This window comes from Enterobacter sp. SORGH_AS_0287 (genome assembly GCF_031453695.1).
Lineage (GTDB): Bacteria > Pseudomonadota > Gammaproteobacteria > Enterobacterales > Enterobacteriaceae > Enterobacter > Enterobacter ludwigii.
Genome location: NZ_JAVIZW010000001.1, coordinates 2,190,172 through 2,207,380 on the forward strand (window position 1 = coordinate 2,190,172; position 17,209 = coordinate 2,207,380).

Consider the following 17,209-nt stretch of genomic DNA (forward strand, 5'->3'; position numbering starts at 1 on the left):
TTTTGCGGAGAATTTGTCATGAGTCGTAAACAAATGGCCCTGTTCGAACCGTCGTTAGTTCGACAGGCCCTCATGGATGCGGTGAAAAAGTTGAGCCCGCGCGTGCAGTGGCACAACCCGGTGATGTTTATCGTCTGGATAGGGAGTTTACTCACCACCGCGCTGGCGATTGCCATGGGAACGGGTCATCTGCAGGGGAATGCGATGTTCACCGGCGCTATCAGCCTGTGGCTGTGGTTCACCGTACTGTTTGCCAACTTTGCGGAAGCGCTGGCGGAAGGCCGCAGCAAAGCGCAGGCCAATAGCCTCAAAGGGGTGAAAAAGACCGCTTTTGCGCGCAAATTACGCGAACCGAAATACGGTGCCCAGATGGACCATGTCCCGGCAGATGAACTGCGTAAAGGTGACGTGGTGCTGGTCGAAGCCGGGGACATTATCCCCTGCGACGGTGAAGTCATCGAAGGCGGCGCGTCGGTAGATGAAAGTGCCATCACCGGGGAATCCGCTCCCGTCATACGTGAATCCGGGGGTGATTTCGCCTCCGTGACGGGCGGGACACGCATTCTCTCCGACTGGCTGGTGATCCAGTGTAGCGTCAACCCGGGTGAAACCTTCCTTGACCGTATGATTGCCATGGTGGAAGGCGCGCAGCGTCGTAAAACACCAAACGAAATTGCCCTGACCATCCTGCTGGTGGCGCTGACGATTGTCTTTTTGCTGGCAACCGCCACGTTGTGGCCATTCTCCGCTTACGGCGGTACCGCGGTCACCACCACCGTTCTGGTGGCGCTGCTGGTCTGCCTGATCCCGACTACCATCGGGGGGCTGCTGTCGGCCATCGGTGTGGCCGGTATGAGCCGTATGCTGGGCGCGAACGTCATCGCGACCAGCGGACGTGCGGTCGAAGCCGCAGGGGATGTGGACGTTCTGCTGCTGGATAAAACCGGGACAATTACCCTCGGTAACCGCCAGGCGTCAGAGTTCTTACCTGCCCCCGGCGTGGATGAAAAAACGCTGGCGGATGCGGCGCAACTCTCTTCCCTCGCCGATGAAACGCCGGAAGGCCGCAGTATCGTGATCCTCGCCAAGCAGCGCTTTAACCTGCGCCAGCGCGACGTTCAGAGTCTCCATGCGACTTTCGTCCCCTTCACGGCACAAACCCGAATGAGCGGCATCAACATTCAGGACCGCATGATCCGTAAAGGCTCCGTCGACGCAATTCGTCGCCACATTGAAGCCAATAATGGTCATTTCCCACCAGAAGTGGACAACCTGGTCGAGAGCGTGGCACGTCAGGGCGCGACGCCGCTGGTGGTGGCTGAAGGGGCACATGTGCTGGGGGTGATTTCGCTGAAGGATATCGTAAAAGGCGGGATTAAAGAGCGCTTTGCCCAGCTGCGGAAAATGGGGATCAAAACGGTGATGATCACCGGGGACAACCGTCTGACCGCCGCCGCGATTGCTGCCGAAGCGGGCGTGGATGATTTTCTCTCGGAGGCAACGCCTGAAGCCAAGCTGGCGTTAATTCGTCAGTATCAGGCGGAAGGCCGCCTGGTGGCGATGACGGGTGATGGCACCAACGATGCCCCTGCCCTTGCGCAGGCCGACGTGGCGGTGGCCATGAACTCCGGTACCCAGGCGGCGAAAGAGGCGGGCAACATGGTCGACCTCGACTCGAACCCGACCAAGCTGATTGAAGTTGTGCACATCGGTAAGCAGATGCTGATGACGCGCGGTTCACTGACAACGTTCAGTATCGCCAACGACGTCGCAAAATACTTTGCCATCATTCCCGCGGCGTTTGCGGCCACCTATCCGCAGCTTAATGCGCTGAACGTGATGCATCTGCACTCGCCAGCATCAGCCATTCTCAGTGCGGTTATTTTTAACGCCCTGATTATTGTCTTCCTGATCCCGCTGGCGCTCAAAGGGGTGAGCTATAAACCGCTGACCGCGGCCGCCATGCTGCGCCGCAACCTGTGGATTTACGGGCTGGGTGGGCTGATTGTCCCCTTCATCGGTATCAAGGTTATCGACCTGCTGTTGACGCTGTTTGGGCTGGTTTAAAAGGTGAATCAAATGACGATGTTACGTCCCGCTATACTTCTGTTTATTCTGTTGTCGCTTATTACCGGCGGGCTTTACCCGCTGGTGACCACCGCGCTGGGCCAGTGGTGGTTTAAGGATCAGGCCAACGGCTCGCTGATCATGCAAAACGGTGAAAACCGCGGTTCGCGTCTGATTGGACAGAATTTTACCGACGCCCGTTACTTCCAGGGACGCCCTTCCGCCACTGCCGAAAGCCCGTATAATCCGATGGCATCCGGTGGCAGTAACCTGGCCGGCAGCAACCCGGAGCTGGATAAAGCCATTGCCGAACGTGTAGCCGCCCTGCGCGCCGCAAATCCACAGGCCAGCCGGGAGGTGCCTGTGGAGCTGGTGACGGCCTCTGCAAGCGGGCTGGACTACAGCCTGACGCCGAAGGCGGTGGCATGGCAGATCCCCCGCGTCGCGGCGGCCCGTCAGCTGACGGTGGAACAGGTGAGCAAGCTGGTCGCAGAGCATACGCAAAAACCGCTGGTCAGCTTCATCGGCATGCCCGTGGTGAATATTGTTGAGCTGAATCTGGCGCTGGACGCGCTAAGGAAAAACTAAATGACCGACGAGCCCATGCGCCCGGATCCGGACAGGCTGCTCGAACAGACGGCTGAAGCCCATCGCGGCAAACTGAAAATCTTCTTCGGCGCCTGTGCTGGCGTCGGGAAAACCTTCGCCATGCTGACAGAAGCCCAGCGGCTTCGGGCGCAGGGGCTCGATATTCTTATCGGCGTGGTGGAAACCCACGGCCGGAAAGAGACGGCAGCACTGTTGAAGGGGCTGGCGACACAGCCGCCTCGCCGTATCAGCCATCGTGGGCGTCTGGTCACGGAGTTCGATCTCGACGCCGCCCTCGCCCGCAGGCCCGCGCTTATCCTGATGGACGAACTGGCACACAGTAATGCTTCAGGCTCGCGCCACCCCAAACGCTGGCAGGACGTTGAAGAGCTGCTTGAAGCAGGCATTGATGTTTTCACCACGGTAAATGTTCAGCATCTCGAAAGCCTGAACGACGTGGTCAGCGGCGTGACCGGGATTCAGGTTCGCGAAACCGTACCCGATCCCTTTTTCGACTCTGCGGACGAAGTGGTGCTGGTCGATCTGCCTCCAGACGATCTGCGCCAGCGACTACATGAAGGAAAAGTCTATATTGCAGGTCAGGCCGAACGCGCCATCGAACATTTCTTTCGCAAAGGCAACCTGATAGCCCTGCGCGAGCTGGCCCTGCGTCGCACGGCGGATCGCGTGGACGATCAGATGCGCGCCTGGCGTGACCTGCAAGGGCAGGAGCGCGTCTGGCATACGCGGGATGCCATTCTGCTGTGTGTGGGTCACGGCAGCGGCAATGAAAAGCTCGTCCGCACCGCAGCGCGCCTGGCGGCCAAGTTTGGCAGCGTCTGGCATGCGGTCTATGTCGAGACGCCGCAGCTTCACGCGCTGCCTGAAAACCAGCGCCGCGCGATCTTAAGTTCGCTGCGTCTGGCACAGGAGCTGGGCGCAGAAACCGCCACTCTCTCCGATCCCCAGGAAGATAAAGCCATTCTGCGCTACGCGCGTGAGCACAACCTCGGGAAAATTGTCATTGGCCGTCGTCAGCATCGTCGCTGGTTTAGCCGCGAATCCTTTGCTGACAAACTGGCCCGGCGTGCTCCCGACCTCGATCTGGTGATTGTCGCACTGGATGACAAACCCACCCCTTTACCCAACCGCGCACCGGACAGCCGCACTTTTAATGATAAATGGCGAATTCAGATCCGCGGCTGTCTTGTCGCCGTCGTGCTCTGCGCGCTGATCACCGTAATTGCCAGCCACTGGCTGATTGCCTTCGATGCGGCCAATCTGGTGATGATCTACCTGCTCGGCGTGGTCGTGGTGGCGCTCTTTTACGGGCGCTGGCCCTCAGTACTGGCGACGTTCATCAACGTCATCAGCTTCGATCTGTTCTTTATCGCGCCCCGCGGAACGCTCGCCGTTTCGGATGTGCAGTACATTCTCACCTTTGCCGTGATGCTTACCGTTGGGCTGGTGATCGGTAATCTGACGGCGGGTGTGCGCTATCAGGCCCGTATCGCGCGCTACCGCGAACAGCGCACACGGCATCTTTATGAGATGTCTAAATCGCTGGCGGTTGGCCGTACGCCGCTGGATATTGTGCAGACCAGCGAGCAGTTTATCCGCTCGACCTTTCACGCCAGCAACCTGATTTTACTCCCGGACGAACACGGGAAACTGCGCCCGCTGACCTCGGCCTCAGGCATGACGCCCTGGGATGAAGCCATTGCGCGCTGGAGCTTTGATAAAGGACTTCCTGCGGGTGCAGGGACGGACACCCTGCCCGGCGTACCGTATCAAATTCTGCCGCTGCGCAGTGCCGATAAAAATCAGGGGCTGGTGATCGTTGAACCTTCGAATCTGCGCCAGCTGATGATCCCCGAACAGCAGCGATTGCTGGAGACATTTACCCTGCTGGTGGCAAGCGCGCTGGAACGGCTGGCGCTTACCGCCAGCGAAGAACAGGCCCGTCTGGCAAGCGAGCGCGAGAGCATTCGTAACTCATTGCTGGCCGCCCTCTCCCACGACCTTCGCACCCCACTCACCGTGCTGTTTGGCCAGTCAGAAATTTTGACGCTGGATTTGGCAGCGGAAGGCTCGAAACATGCGTTGCAGGCCAGCGAGATCCGCCAGCATGTGCTGAACACCACACGCCTGGTAAATAATCTGCTTGATATGGCGCGTATTCAGTCGGGCGGATTTAACCTCAAAAAAGAGTGGCTCACGCTCGAAGAGGTGGTGGGTAGCGCTTTGAAAATGCTGGAGCCGGGCCTCGGTGGGCGCCATATTGCGCTGAACATGCCCGAACCGCTGACGTTAATTCACGTTGATGGCCCGCTGTTTGAACGCGTGCTGATCAATCTGCTGGAAAATGCCGGCAAATACGCAGGAGCAAACGCCCGGATTGGGGTGGATGCCACGGTGGAAGATCACACGCTACGGCTTGACGTCTGGGATACCGGGCCGGGTATCCCTGCCGGACAGGAGTTCGCTATTTTCGAGAAATTTGCCCGCGGTAATAAAGAGTCGGCCATTCCCGGCGTGGGTCTGGGTCTGGCGATTTGCCAGGCGATTATTGACGTTCATGGCGGTACCATTTCGGCGGAGAATCGCCCGGAAGGCGGCGCACGTTTTTGTGTTAAACTTCCTCTGGAAGCCCCGCCAGAACTTAATGAATTACCAGAGGATTTGTGATCAACGTTCTGATTGTTGAAGATGAGATCGCCATTAGCCGGTTTCTGCGTGCTGCGCTGGAAGGCGATGGCCTGCGCGTTCATGACGCCGGCACGCTCCAGCGGGGTTTGATTGAAGCGGCCACGCGCAAACCTGATCTGGTGATCCTCGATCTCGGCCTGCCGGATGGCGACGGCATCGATTTTATTCGTGAGGTTCGACAGTGGAGTCAGATGCCCATTCTGGTGCTGTCAGCCCGTACCGAAGAGTCGGATAAAATCGCGGCGCTGGATGCCGGAGCGGATGACTATCTGATTAAGCCTTTTGGTATTGGCGAACTGCAGGCTCGCCTTCGTGTCGCGCTGCGTCGTCACAGCGCCACCACCCCTGCCGACCCAACATACACGTTTGGTGATATTCGGGTTGATCTGGCAGCACGGCGCATTGTTCGCGGTGAAGAGGAAATCCATCTCACCCCCATCGAGTTTCGGCTACTCGCCGTTTTGCTCAATAATCACGGTAAGGTACTCACCCAGCGCCAGCTGTTGAGTCAGGTGTGGGGGCCAAACGCCGTGGAACATAGTCACTATTTACGCATATATATGGGACACCTTCGACAAAAACTGGAAGTTGACCCCGCGCGTCCTCGTCATTTATTAACTGAAACCGGTATCGGTTATCGGTTCATGCTTTGAATAACTATTCAGTTTATTTTTAAATAAACACCTACCCTCCTATAAAATACGCGCGAAAATAATCTCCGGGTTATTTTTTGGTGTATTTATGTCCATTCAGCACATTCATAACACAATCCGTTAACGCAACATCAACATATCAGCATTTTGATCTGCGATATTCACCAAAAGCGAATATTTATTTCTGATTTGATCGGTTAACGGTGATCTGTTTCACAGTTAATCGCTTTTTCCAGGATAAAATGTCCATGCTTTCAATTACTGAAAGGAAATGAAACATGGAAAACAATAATCGTTTAATGCCCCATATAAGGCGGACAACTCATATCATGATGTTTGCCCACCGAAACTGTTTTGACTTTCATATCTTTAATGCCCGGTAGTCCTTCGACTTCTGGCGCACCCGCTTACAGGTCATCCTGAAAAACCCTATTTTACAGGCCCTTGCCTGTGAACCCGTGCGCTCATTCATCTTAATTCAGGCTCATCCGCGACCGGGCGGACTGAATTCTATTCAGCAAAAAACGCATTACTGATTTTTTTAATCAGCGGCCTCCTTTTGCTGTTTTCCGGCATATTATCGATTTCTTTTCTGCAAGAAATCGAGGGACTGTTATTACCTAAAATAAAGAGAGAAAGATGAAAAGTTTAAAAATTGCAGCCAGCCGCGCCTGCCCTGATTGCTTTACCACTCACCGTGAACTGGTGGATATCAACGCCACGGATTATATTGATGTTGCCGCCATTGTTCTGGCCGTCAGCGATATTTTCACTGGTCGTATAGAAGAAATAGAAGCAACCGGATTTGGCATTCCTGTGTTTGTCGCGACGCATAAAGAAGAAATTATCCCGGCAGAGTATTTATCGCGGATCCACGGCGTATTCGAAGCATCAGACACCAGCAACGACTTCCACGGACGCCAACTGGAAGCAGCCGCGCAGAAGTATGAAACCCAACTGCGTCCGCCGTTTTTCCGGGCTCTGGTCGACTATGTCAAACAGGGTAACAGTGCCTTCGACTGTCCGGGTCACCAGGGCGGGCAATTCTTCCGCCGTCACCCTGCCGGCAATCAATTTGTCGATTTCTTTGGCGAAACCCTTTTCCGCTCAGACCTGTGCAACGCCGACGTGGCGATGGGCGATCTGCTGATCCACGAAGGGGCACCCTGCATTGCGCAGCAGCATGCGGCGAAAGTCTTTAATGCCGATAAAACCTACTTCGTGCTGAACGGAACCTCATCGTCCAACAAAGTGGTGCTCAACGCCCTTCTCACTCCGGGCGACCTGGTCCTGTTCGATCGCAACAACCATAAATCCAACCACCACGGAGCACTTCTTCAGGCGGGCGCAACGCCGGTCTATCTGGAAACCGCACGTAACCCGTACGGCTTTATTGGCGGCATCGACGCCCACTGCTTCGAGGAGAATTATCTGCGTGAGCTGGTATCCGAAGTGGCGCCGGGCCGTGCCCGCGACGCGCGTCCGTTCCGCCTGGCGGTGATCCAGCTGGGTACCTACGATGGCACCATCTATAACGCTCGCCAGGTCGTGGATAACATCGGCCATCTGTGCGACTACATCCTGTTTGACTCTGCCTGGGTGGGTTACGAGCAGTTTATTCCGATGATGGCCGATTGCTCTCCGCTGCTGCTGGAACTGAATGAAAACGATCCGGGGATCCTGGTTCACCCAGTCAGTCCATAAACAGCAGGCCGGTTTCTCGCAGACCTCGCAAATCCACAAGAAGGACAGCCACATCAAAGGCCAGCAGCGCTATGTTCCGCATAAGCGGCTGAATAATGCCTTCATGATGCACGCGTCCACCAGCCCGTTCTATCCGCTGTTTGCTGCACTGGACATCAACGCCCGCATGCATGAGGGACAGAGCGGTCGCAACATGTGGATGGACTGCGTGGTGACCGGTATCGAAGCCCGTAAGCTGATCCTGCAGAACTGCCAGTATCTTCGCCCGTTCGTGCCGGAACTGGTTGATGGCCGTCCGTGGGAAAGCTGGGACACCGCTGAGATTGCCACGGACCTGCGCTTCTTCCACTTCGTGCCCGGTGAACACTGGCACGCCTTCGAAGGCTATGCCGAACATCAGTATTTTATCGACCCGTGCAAACTGCTGCTGACCACGCCGGGTATTAACGCCCGGACCGGTGAGTACGAGGATTTCGGCGTCCCCGCCACTATTCTCGCCAACTTCCTGCGTGAAAACGGCATCGTGCCGGAAAAATGCGATCTCAACTCCATCCTGTTCCTGCTCACGCCTGCCGAGGATATGGGCAAACTGCAGCAACTGGTCGCGCAACTGGTACGCTTCGAAAAACTGCTCGAGACGGATGCCCCCCTCAAAGAGGTACTGCCTTCTGTCTGTAAACAGTATCCGGAGCGCTATGCAGATTACACCCTGCGCCAGATTTGCCAGGAAATGCATGAGCTGTACGCCCGCCACAACGTGAAGCAGCTGCAAAAAGAGATGTTCCGCAAGTCTCACTTCCCGCGCGTCATGATGAACCCGCAAGAGGCGAACTATGCCTACCTGCGGGGTGAGGTCGAGCTGGTCTCGCTGCGCGATGCGGAAGGTCGCATTGCCGCCGAAGGTGCCCTTCCTTATCCACCGGGGGTGTTGTGCGTTGTGCCGGGTGAAGTCTGGGGCGGTTCCGTGCTGCGCTACTTTGCTGCGCTGGAAGAGGGTATCAACCTTTTACCGGGCTTCGCGCCGGAACTGCAGGGCGTTTACGTTGAGGAGTGTGACGGTCGTAAGCAGGTTCGTTGTAACGTCATCAAACACGCTGCCGCTCAGCCATCGCTGCTGAAAGGAGAAAAATTATGAGCAAGTCCAATAAAATGGGCGTGGTACAGCTGACCATTCTCACCATGGTAAACATGATGGGGTCCGGGATCATCATGTTGCCCACCAAGCTTGCGGAAGTAGGAACCATTTCGATTATCTCCTGGATGGTGACCGCCGTGGGGTCAATGGCACTGGCCTGGGCATTCGCCAAGTGCGGTATGTTCAGCCGCAAGCCCGGCGGGATGGGCGGCTACGCCGAATATGCCTTTGGCAAATCCGGTAACTTCATGGCCAACTACACCTACGGCGTCTCTTTGCTGATCGCTAACGTGGCGATTGCCATTTCCGCCGTGGGTTACGGTACGGAGCTATTCGGTGTGGCGCTGACCCCGGTGCAAATCGGGCTGGCGACCATCGGCGTGCTGTGGATCTGCACCGTGGCAAACTTTGGCGGCGCGCGCATTACCGGACAGATCAGCAGTATTACCGTCTGGGGGGTCATTATCCCGGTGGTTGGGCTGTGCATCATCGGCTGGTTCTGGTTTAGCCCCACGCTGTACGTCAACTCCTGGAACCCACACCATGTTCCGTTCTTCACCGCAGTGGGCTCTTCCATCGCCATGACGCTGTGGGCCTTCCTGGGGCTGGAATCTGCGTGTGCTAACGCCGAAGTGGTGGAAAACCCGGAGAAGAACGTACCGATTGCCGTGCTTGGCGGTACGCTGGGCGCAGCAGCCATTTACATTGTCTCAACCAACGTGATTGCAGGGATTGTACCGAACATGGATCTTGCCAGTTCCACGGCACCGTTCGGTCTGGCCTTTGCGCAGATGTTTACGCCGGGTGTCGGGAAAGTGATCATGGGGCTGATGGTGATGTCCTGCTGCGGCTCGCTCCTCGGCTGGCAGTTCACCATCGCTCAGGTCTTTAAATCATCCGCTGACGAAGGGTATTTCCCGAAAATCTTCTCCCGGGTCAGCAAAGCAGAAGCACCGGTTCAGGGCATGCTGGCGATTGTTATCTTCCAGAGTGGGTTATCTTTGATGACCATCAGCCCGTCGCTGAACAGCCAGTTCAACGTGCTGGTCAACCTGGCAGTAGTGACCAATATCATTCCATATATTCTGTCGATGGCGGCGCTGGTCATCATTCAGAAGGTGGCGAAGGTGGACGCAGGCAAAGCGAGGGTGGCGAATATTGTGGCGCTGATTGGGGCAATTTACAGCTTCTATGCGCTCTACTCTTCCGGCCAGGAAGCCATGCTGTATGGTGCGATGGTGACCTTTATGGGCTGGACGCTGTACGGTCTGGTATCACCACGGTTTGAATTGAAAAATAAACACAGTTAATGCAAAAGCAAAACGGCAACCCTGGGGTTGCCGTTTTGACTGCATCATGAGGGCATCAGCCCACCGCGATTTACGCGTTTTTCAGCACTTCGCTGACAATCTCTACCGCTTCTTTCTCAATCAGCTTACGGTGTTCGTCACCGAGGAAGCTCTCACAATAGATTTTGTACGCATCTTCCGTACCGGATGGACGCGCGGCAAACCAGCCGTTTTCGGTCATCACTTTCAGACCACCGATAGAGGCACCGTTACCCGGGGCCGCCGTCAGACGGGCCGTGATAGGGTCACCGGCCAGCGTGCTGGCACTGACCATCTCCGGAGAGAGTTTAGACAGCGCCGCTTTCTGCGCGGAGGTCGCGCCAGCCTGAATACGGTTATAGCTTGGCGCGCCAAAGCGTGCCGCCAGCTCGTTATAGTGTTCCTGCGGATTTTTACCGGTGACAGCGGTGATTTCCGCCGCCAGCAGGCACATGATGATCCCGTCTTTATCGGTAGACCATGGCGTGCCGTCGAAACGCAGGAAGGATGCGCCCGCGCTCTCTTCACCGCCAAAACCGAAGCTGCCGTCGTGCAGACCGTCAACAAACCATTTGAAGCCTACCGGTACTTCCACCAGCTTACGGCCCAGCGCCTCAACCACGCGGTCAATCATCGCCGAGGAGACCAGCGTTTTACCTACAGCCACCTCTTTGCCCCACTGCGGACGATGCTGGAACAGGTAGTTGATGGCAACCGCAAGATAATGGTTCGGGTTCATCAGCCCTGCCGGGGTGACAATACCGTGGCGGTCATAATCCGGGTCGTTGGCAAACGCCAGGTCAAATTTATCACGCAGCGCCAGCAGGCCCGCCATCGCACACTCGGAAGAGCAGTCCATACGGATTGCGCCGTCTTTATCCAGGTGCATAAAGCGGAAGGTCTGATCAACGTGATCGTTAACGATGGTCAGGTTCAGCTTGTAATGCTCTGCGATGCGTTTCCAGTATTCGATACCGGAGCCGCCGAGAGGGTCAACGCCCAGCTTCAGACCGGCTTTCTGGATGGCCGCCATATCGACGATATCCGCCAGACCTTCCACAAATGGCTGTACCAGATCCTGCTCTTTCACATGGCCGGATGCCATGGCCGCATCCAGAGAGAGGCGTTTCACCCCTTTCAGGCCATCCGCCAGCAGCGCATTGGCACGATCTTCAACCACTTTCGTGACGTTCGTGTCTGCCGGTCCACCGTTAGGCGGGTTGTATTTGATCCCACCGTCTTCCGGCGGGTTGTGTGATGGAGTAATCACAATCCCGTCAGCCAGCGCGCCGCCTTTTTTGTTGTGGACAAGGATCGCGTTAGAGACCGCAGGGGTCGGCGTGAAGCCGTTATTTTCCTGAACAATGACGTCAACGCCATTCGCCGTCAGCACTTCCAGCACGGAAATGAACGCCGGTTCAGACAGAGCATGGGTATCTTTTCCCACATAGCACGGACCGGTAACGCCGTTTTTAGCGCGCTCTTCCGCGATGGCCTGAGCAATAGCCAGAATGTGCGGTTCGTTAAAGCTATGGCGCGCCGCGCTACCACGGTGGCCAGATGTACCAAACTTCACTGCGTGTTCTGCGTTGCCCACGACCGGTTTCAGCACGTAATACTGCGCGGTCAGCTGAGCGACGTTAATCAAATCGCTTTGTTGTGCAGGTTGGCCTGCACGGCTGTGATTTGCCATTACCGGGTCCTTCTGATGCAAGGGTTAAATTGTACCGCAAACCTTTTCAATCAATTCCGCCGGGAACTGCATGGACTGCATGATGTGTTCAACCATGCTGCACTTGCGGCCCGTATTGGTATTGGTGATGACCCAGTACGGCGTGCCCGGGACATGTTTAGGTTTGGTTTGGTTGCCATTTTGCAGCAGCGTTTGCTCATCGCCCGCGAAATAGACGCGGGTACGACCGTGCAGCGACTCGGTCGCTTCAGCAAACGCTTTGTTATCCAGTGAATAGAGTGTAGACAGCACCAGCATGAAGCGGTTAACCGCTTTTTTCTGCTCGGCGTACTCATCAGAGAGCAGCAACTCGCGCATCGCACGTACTTTGTCTTTCACTTGCGCGACGGCAGGTTTTGCTTGTGCAACAACGTTTTGTTGAGACACGACATCTTTAGTGACTGGGGTAGCAGGCTGTGAGGCGGCGGAAATTTTAAGCATGCGCCGTAAAATGTCGGACGCACTCTCCCCGATATGCCGCGTCTGGCTGGCAATATACTGATAGAGTTCGTCATCAACTTCGATTGTTTTCATCTTAATCCAGTGCGATATCTTATCTGAATACAAGTCGTTGGGATTATAAAGTTAAATTCCAACAGCGGATAGCGTCAAACCAGGTTGGCGGCAAAAGTCAGATTAAACTGGAACCTTGCAGCCGGGCGGCAGAATGGTCAACATGATACCCTAACCTGACATACGTAAAAAAAGAACTTTGCCATGAAATTGAATACCCGAGCGCAAACTGCACAATCGCCGAACAATAATTCTCCCATCGTACTGGTTCACGGGCTTTTTGGCAGCCTGGATAACCTGGGGGTGCTGGCGCGCGATCTGGTTACCGATCACGATATTTTGCAGGTCGATATGCGAAATCACGGTCTTTCCGGGCGTTCAGAGGAGATGACCTACGCGGCAATGGCCCAGGATCTGCTCGATACGCTTGATGCCAACCATCTTCAGAAGGTGACGCTCATCGGGCATTCTATGGGCGGCAAGGCGGTAATGGCCCTGACGGCGCTGGCACCGGACAGAATCAACGGTCTGGTCGTGATCGACGTTGCCCCGGTGGATTACGACGTGCGTCGTCATGACGACATTTTTGCTGCCATCAATGCGGTGACAGAGGCTGGGGTTTCAACCCGCCAACAGGCCACAGCCGTCATGCGCGAATATCTTAATGAAGAAGGCGTTATTCAGTTTCTGCTGAAGTCGTTTGTCGACGGCCAGTGGCGTTTCAACGTGCCGGTACTCTGGGCGCAGTACAACAACATCGTCGGCTGGGATACGGTGCCCGCCTGGCAACACCCTACCCTCTTTATTCGCGGCGGTAACTCCCCTTATGTCACCGACGCCTACCGCGACACCTTGCTGGCGCAATTCCCGCAGGCGCGCGCCCATGTCATCGCCGGTGCCGGACACTGGGTTCACGCGGAAAAACCTGACGCCGTGTTACGCGCCATCCGCCGCTATCTCTCTGATACTGCGAATTGATTAAAAAGAGAGCGACTGGAAGGTTGCGGGCTTCCAGTCGTTGGCGTGCCGTTTTTGGTGATGTATGATGGCGCGCTCATCGCCCGGGCAATAGCAGGGCGGCTTGTTTCCCCCGAAGTCTCAGAATCATGGCCAAAGAACAAACGGACCGTACGACACTAGATCTGTTCGCGAATGAGCGTCGACCGGGACGACCGAAAACGAATCCGCTTTCGCGCGATGAACAGCTGCGTATTAATAAACGCAACCAGCTTAAACGCGATAAAAATCGTGGGCTTAAGCGTGTCGAACTGAAGCTCAATGCCGACGCCGTCGATGCGCTTAACGAACTGGCTGAAGCGCGTAATATCAGCCGTAGCGAGCTCATTGAAGAGATGTTGATCGCCCAGCTTGAGACGTTGCGCCGCCAGGCATAAGTCTGAAAATCCCCTTTCTTACCCTTTTCATGTAGCACAGAGTGCAGTCCTGCGCGATAGCTGTTTCCGCGGGGTTGCCAGTTCTGCTATTATTGCCCTTATCCGTGGACAAATTGCGCCACCATACCATTAAGTTTCAAGAGGTTATTTTACTCATGGCAATCATCGGCATTTTCTTCGGCAGTGATACCGGCAATACCGAAAATATCGCAAAAAACATTCAAAAACAGCTCGGTAAAGACGTTGCCGATGTGCATGACATCGCCAAGAGCAGCAAAGAAGATCTCGAAGGCTATGACATCCTGTTGCTGGGTATCCCAACCTGGTACTACGGTGAAGCCCAGTGTGACTGGGATGATTTCTTCCCGACGCTGGAAGAAGTGGACTTCAACGGCAAGCTGGTCGCCCTGTTTGGCTGCGGCGATCAGGAAGACTACGCTGAGTACTTCTGTGACGCGCTGGGCACTATCCGCGATATCATTGAACCGAATGGTGCAGTTATCGTAGGCCACTGGCCGACTGCAGGTTATCACTTCGAAGCGTCTAAAGGCCTGGCCGATGACGACCACTTCGTGGGTCTGGCGATCGACGAAGACCGTCAGCCAGAACTGACCGCAGAGCGCGTTGAGAAGTGGGTGAAGCAGATCCGCGAAGAACTGCACCTGGACGATATTCTTAACGCCTGATTGTTATTGTGGCGCAACCCCGGTTGCGCCCAGGAACCGGGTCAAACGATTAAATTAATCGCTACAATCTTTTAACTTTTTCGCCCAGACCTGTACAATGTCTCCCAGGTAAAATGGGGTGCCATTGAGTAAGTTTGTCGGTGATACCACGTTTTTATAAGCATACTTTGCCTGAGACTTGCAGTTTTCATTTAGCCATGGCAGTTCTATAATGAGACGCATTATTCCAGGTGCATTTTCTGTCACTTCCTCCAGAAGTGAATCGTTTAGCAACAGGACAGATTCCGCATGACTGACAACAATACCGCATTAAAGAAGGCTGGCCTGAAAGTTACGCTTCCTCGGTTAAAAATCCTTGAAGTGCTTCAGGGTCCAGACAATCACCATGTCAGTGCGGAAGACCTTTACAAGCGTCTTATCGACATGGGTGAAGAGATTGGGCTGGCAACCGTCTATCGCGTGCTGAACCAGTTTGATGACGCGGGCATTGTTACCCGTCATAATTTCGAAGGCGGTAAATCTGTATTCGAACTGACCCAGCAGCAGCACCACGATCACCTGATCTGCCTGGATTGTGGCAAGGTCATTGAATTTAGCGATGATTCCATCGAAGCACGTCAGCGTGAAATCGCTGCTCGTCATGGTATCCGCCTGACCAACCATAGCCTGTATCTGTATGGTCACTGTGCTGAAGGTGATTGCCGCGAAGACGATCACGCACACGACGCCAAATAAGTCGAACTTTCATACTCTGAGCCAGCCGCAAGGTTGGCTTTTTTTTGCCTGTCACCCGGCGAAAAAAAGCCCGGTAAGCACAGCGCCACCGGGCCTTAACACACTTAATTAATTTCCGTTGTTACTGCGTATTTCCTTCCAGATCTGGTCGCAACGCTTCGCCACTTCCTGATCGTTACCGGTTTTACGCGCCTGAATGCAGGCCTGATAGTCCATCACGCGAACATTTTCCTGCGTCGCAAACTGCTCATGCGCCTTCTCTTTCTTCAGCACATTCAGCACGCTCTGGCAGGCTTCAATTTTCTCCGGTGAGCCTTCAGCGGTGTTAATGCAGGCGCTGTAAGCCTCCTTCAGGCGAGAATCTTCTTTCGGTGCCGGGTCCTGGGCGCAAGCCACCAGCCCCGAGGCCAGCAACGCGACGATTACCATTTTTTTCATCATGTGCAGTCTCCATTCCGGCGGGACGGAACCCGCCGGAGCGTTCATCAGAAGATAGTGAATGGTGCGATAACCATGAATTTCACGTCACGTTCATCCTGGAAGATGTTGCCGTAACCGCCCGCGTAGCTTGGAATATCAGAGTGGTTGTCATACTGCGTGAAGTGCAGCTTGAACATCGTGCCTTTCGCACGTCCGTCCTGCACGGTATAGATGGCATCCAGGCTGTAAGAGGACTCTTTCAGACGGTAGTTCGGATCGTAGTACGCATCCGGTGTGGCCATGTCGCCCGGTTTGGCGTCCCAGGCATACGCGTAGGAGGCGCCCACCGCCCAGCCCGGCAGGTTCCAGTTTTTCAGGTCATACATTGCGCCGAAGAAGACCGCTTTTTCGCCATCGGCGTTGAAGTCAGAGCGGTTATCCCACCAGATATCCAGACGACCGTTGGAAGATGCGTAAGTCGGGGTCATACGCTGCAGGAAGTAGCCCTGCTGCCCTTCCGCCTTCACCCATGTCCCTTCCAGACGCAAATCCACCTGCCCCACTTTGTAGCCAAAGGTCAGCGCCTGCAGCCAGGCCGTGCCGTCATAAATATCGTTGACGCCACCATCGCTGACTTTGTCTCGCGTGCCGTAGAACTGGTAACTGGTACTCAACGGACTCCCTGCGATATCAAACTTGTAGCTGGCTTTGGCAAAATACTGATCGATATAACCTTCAGCCTGACCAAAGGCGGCTTCTAACACAAGGTCGTTTTTAAAATCGTACTTCGCACCCAGCGAGTGGAGGTAATCCACTTTGGTCTTTTTATCGTTCTGGTAAAACTTATCCATTTCGATATGCCACGGGGCTTTGTATTCGTTGGTCCACATATAGGAGAAACTCAACGCACCCGCATCACCGTAGTCAAAGTTAGCGCCGGCTTCAGCGCCCTGGTAAGTACCAGGCATAAAACTCCAGTGTGGCGCTAACAGGGTTTGGCCAGTTGGCTGAATATATCCGCCGCGCGCCCAGACTGGACCATATTTGAATTTTGCAGCGGCTTTATACAGGCTGATACCGCTTTTATCGCCGGACCAGTCTTCTTTATAGGCCTTATTGCTGGACGAGAAGGCAATTTCGTTCGGGTGTCCGCTGTCGCCATTTTCCGCCATTTCGATTGCCGTGAATGCGGCAATATCCAGGCCGAACATATCGGCGGCATAGCCTGACTGGAAGTCGAGGTTGGCATTCCAGGTAGAGTGAGAAAGGTTGGTTTTGTATTTGTCTTCGGTAACGTCTTTACGGTCACGTTCACGCTGCCAGTAATAAATACCGCCCGTGAGGGTAGAATCTTCGATGAAACCTGCTGCCTTAGCCTCTGGCGCAATCACCAGGCCTGACATTGCTGTCACACCGGCGATAGCCAGCGCCAGCGCACTACGTTTGCCACTGAACGTACGCATAGATTATTCCTCTTTGACGAATTAAAACGCCTGAACGGCGAAAAATATAAAAGACCAAAAGGTCAGGGGTAGTCAGAAATAC

General features: G+C 55.0%; 14 protein-coding genes and 1 pseudogene. 11 read left to right on the forward strand and 4 right to left on the reverse strand.

All coding sequences use genetic code 11. From position 1 onward, the window contains the following. Window positions 1-18: 18 nt before the first annotated feature. From kdpB to potE, 7 genes and pseudogenes are all read left to right on the forward strand, one after another. Window positions 19-2,067, forward strand: coding sequence for a potassium-transporting ATPase subunit KdpB (gene kdpB / locus QE396_RS10420; RefSeq protein WP_014169157.1), 2,049 nt, complete (start codon window positions 19-21; stop codon window positions 2,065-2,067). A gap of 12 nt (window positions 2,068-2,079) precedes the next feature. Then, entirely contained in the window at window positions 2,080-2,655 is a 576-nt protein-coding gene (gene kdpC, locus QE396_RS10425) for a potassium-transporting ATPase subunit KdpC (protein WP_020884974.1), read from the forward strand. Next, window positions 2,656-5,343: a two-component system sensor histidine kinase KdpD gene (gene kdpD / locus QE396_RS10430; protein WP_014169155.1), complete on the forward strand. Its 2,688-nt coding sequence runs from the start codon at window positions 2,656-2,658 to the stop codon at window positions 5,341-5,343. It abuts the gene before it with no gap. Next, window positions 5,340-6,017, forward strand: a complete 678-nt coding sequence (gene kdpE, locus QE396_RS10435; protein WP_014169154.1) for a two-component system response regulator KdpE — start codon at window positions 5,340-5,342, stop codon at window positions 6,015-6,017. Before kdpD ends, kdpE begins: the two co-directional genes overlap by 4 nt. A gap of 278 nt (window positions 6,018-6,295) precedes the next feature. Beyond that, entirely contained in the window at window positions 6,296-6,400 is a 105-nt protein-coding gene (gene speFL / locus QE396_RS10440) for a leader peptide SpeFL (protein WP_106503839.1), read from the forward strand. 256 nt (window positions 6,401-6,656) lie between these two features. Next, window positions 6,657-8,856 (forward strand): annotated as a pseudogene (gene speF / locus QE396_RS10445) (ornithine decarboxylase SpeF). Beyond that, complete coding sequence (potE, locus tag QE396_RS10450; protein WP_014169152.1) at window positions 8,853-10,166, forward strand: putrescine-ornithine antiporter; 1,314 nt, start codon at window positions 8,853-8,855, stop codon at window positions 10,164-10,166. The pseudogene speF and the gene potE overlap by 4 nt, the downstream one beginning before the upstream one ends. A 70-nt stretch (window positions 10,167-10,236) precedes the next feature. Here the strand turns inward: potE and pgm are convergent, their stop codons facing one another. Both pgm and seqA read right to left on the reverse strand, forming a co-directional pair. Further along, window positions 10,237-11,877: a phosphoglucomutase (alpha-D-glucose-1,6-bisphosphate-dependent) gene (gene pgm, locus QE396_RS10455; RefSeq protein WP_020884976.1), complete on the reverse strand. Its 1,641-nt coding sequence runs from the start codon at window positions 11,875-11,877 to the stop codon at window positions 10,237-10,239. A gap of 24 nt (window positions 11,878-11,901) precedes the next feature. Continuing rightward, window positions 11,902-12,450 carry a replication initiation negative regulator SeqA gene (gene seqA / locus QE396_RS10460; protein ID WP_020884977.1) on the reverse strand — a complete coding sequence of 183 codons (549 nt, stop codon included), beginning with the start codon at window positions 12,448-12,450 and terminating at the stop codon, window positions 11,902-11,904. A 183-nt stretch (window positions 12,451-12,633) separates the two neighbouring features. Here seqA and ybfF point away from each other — a divergent pair, with 183 nt between their 5' ends. The 4 genes from ybfF (at window position 12,634) to fur (ending at window position 15,244) form a co-directional block, all read left to right on the forward strand. Next, the gene (gene ybfF, locus QE396_RS10465) at window positions 12,634-13,407 is read left to right on the forward strand and encodes an esterase (protein WP_020884978.1); all 774 of its coding nucleotides are present in this window, start codon (window positions 12,634-12,636) and stop codon (window positions 13,405-13,407) included. A 128-nt stretch (window positions 13,408-13,535) separates the two neighbouring features. Further along, window positions 13,536-13,823: a LexA regulated protein gene (ybfE, locus tag QE396_RS10470; protein ID WP_014169148.1), complete on the forward strand. Its 288-nt coding sequence runs from the start codon at window positions 13,536-13,538 to the stop codon at window positions 13,821-13,823. Window positions 13,824-13,978: 155 nt separating this feature from the next. Then, the gene (gene fldA, locus QE396_RS10475; protein WP_008501067.1) at window positions 13,979-14,509 is read left to right on the forward strand and encodes a flavodoxin FldA; all 531 of its coding nucleotides are present in this window, start codon (window positions 13,979-13,981) and stop codon (window positions 14,507-14,509) included. A 288-nt stretch (window positions 14,510-14,797) separates the two neighbouring features. After that, on the forward strand, window positions 14,798-15,244 hold the full coding sequence (gene fur, locus QE396_RS10480) for a ferric iron uptake transcriptional regulator (RefSeq protein WP_014169146.1): 447 nt from the start codon (window positions 14,798-14,800) through the stop codon (window positions 15,242-15,244). 108 nt (window positions 15,245-15,352) lie between these two features. On the opposite strand, the gene chiQ is transcribed toward fur, so the two are convergent. Together chiQ and chiP are read right to left on the reverse strand one after the other, a co-directional pair. Continuing rightward, window positions 15,353-15,682, reverse strand: coding sequence for a ChiQ/YbfN family lipoprotein (chiQ, locus tag QE396_RS10485; protein WP_025204664.1), 330 nt, complete (start codon window positions 15,680-15,682; stop codon window positions 15,353-15,355). 47 nt (window positions 15,683-15,729) lie between these two features. Then, window positions 15,730-17,127 carry a chitoporin ChiP gene (chiP, locus tag QE396_RS10490; RefSeq protein ID WP_020884980.1) on the reverse strand — a complete coding sequence of 466 codons (1,398 nt, stop codon included), beginning with the start codon at window positions 17,125-17,127 and terminating at the stop codon, window positions 15,730-15,732. Between the last annotated feature and the right edge of the window lie 82 nt (window positions 17,128-17,209).

Excerpts from the sequence above, each read along its gene's own strand:
- kdpB (WP_014169157.1), top strand. The coding sequence starts at position 19 with ATGAGTCGTAAACAAATGGCCCTGTTCGAACCGTCGTTAGTTCGACAG.
- kdpC (WP_020884974.1), top strand. The coding sequence starts at position 2,080 with ATGACGATGTTACGTCCCGCTATACTTCTGTTTATTCTGTTGTCGCTT.
- kdpD (WP_014169155.1), top strand. The coding sequence starts at position 2,656 with ATGACCGACGAGCCCATGCGCCCGGATCCGGACAGGCTGCTCGAACAG.
- speFL (WP_106503839.1), top strand. The coding sequence starts at position 6,296 with ATGGAAAACAATAATCGTTTAATGCCCCATATAAGGCGGACAACTCAT.
- potE (WP_014169152.1), top strand. The coding sequence starts at position 8,853 with ATGAGCAAGTCCAATAAAATGGGCGTGGTACAGCTGACCATTCTCACC.
- pgm (WP_020884976.1), bottom strand. The coding sequence starts at position 11,877 with ATGGCAAATCACAGCCGTGCAGGCCAACCTGCACAACAAAGCGATTTG.
- seqA (WP_020884977.1), bottom strand. The coding sequence starts at position 12,450 with ATGAAAACAATCGAAGTTGATGACGAACTCTATCAGTATATTGCCAGC.
- ybfF (WP_020884978.1), top strand. The coding sequence starts at position 12,634 with ATGAAATTGAATACCCGAGCGCAAACTGCACAATCGCCGAACAATAAT.
- ybfE (WP_014169148.1), top strand. The coding sequence starts at position 13,536 with ATGGCCAAAGAACAAACGGACCGTACGACACTAGATCTGTTCGCGAAT.
- fldA (WP_008501067.1), top strand. The coding sequence starts at position 13,979 with ATGGCAATCATCGGCATTTTCTTCGGCAGTGATACCGGCAATACCGAA.
- fur (WP_014169146.1), top strand. The coding sequence starts at position 14,798 with ATGACTGACAACAATACCGCATTAAAGAAGGCTGGCCTGAAAGTTACG.
- chiQ (WP_025204664.1), bottom strand. The coding sequence starts at position 15,682 with ATGAAAAAAATGGTAATCGTCGCGTTGCTGGCCTCGGGGCTGGTGGCT.
- chiP (WP_020884980.1), bottom strand. The coding sequence starts at position 17,127 with ATGCGTACGTTCAGTGGCAAACGTAGTGCGCTGGCGCTGGCTATCGCC.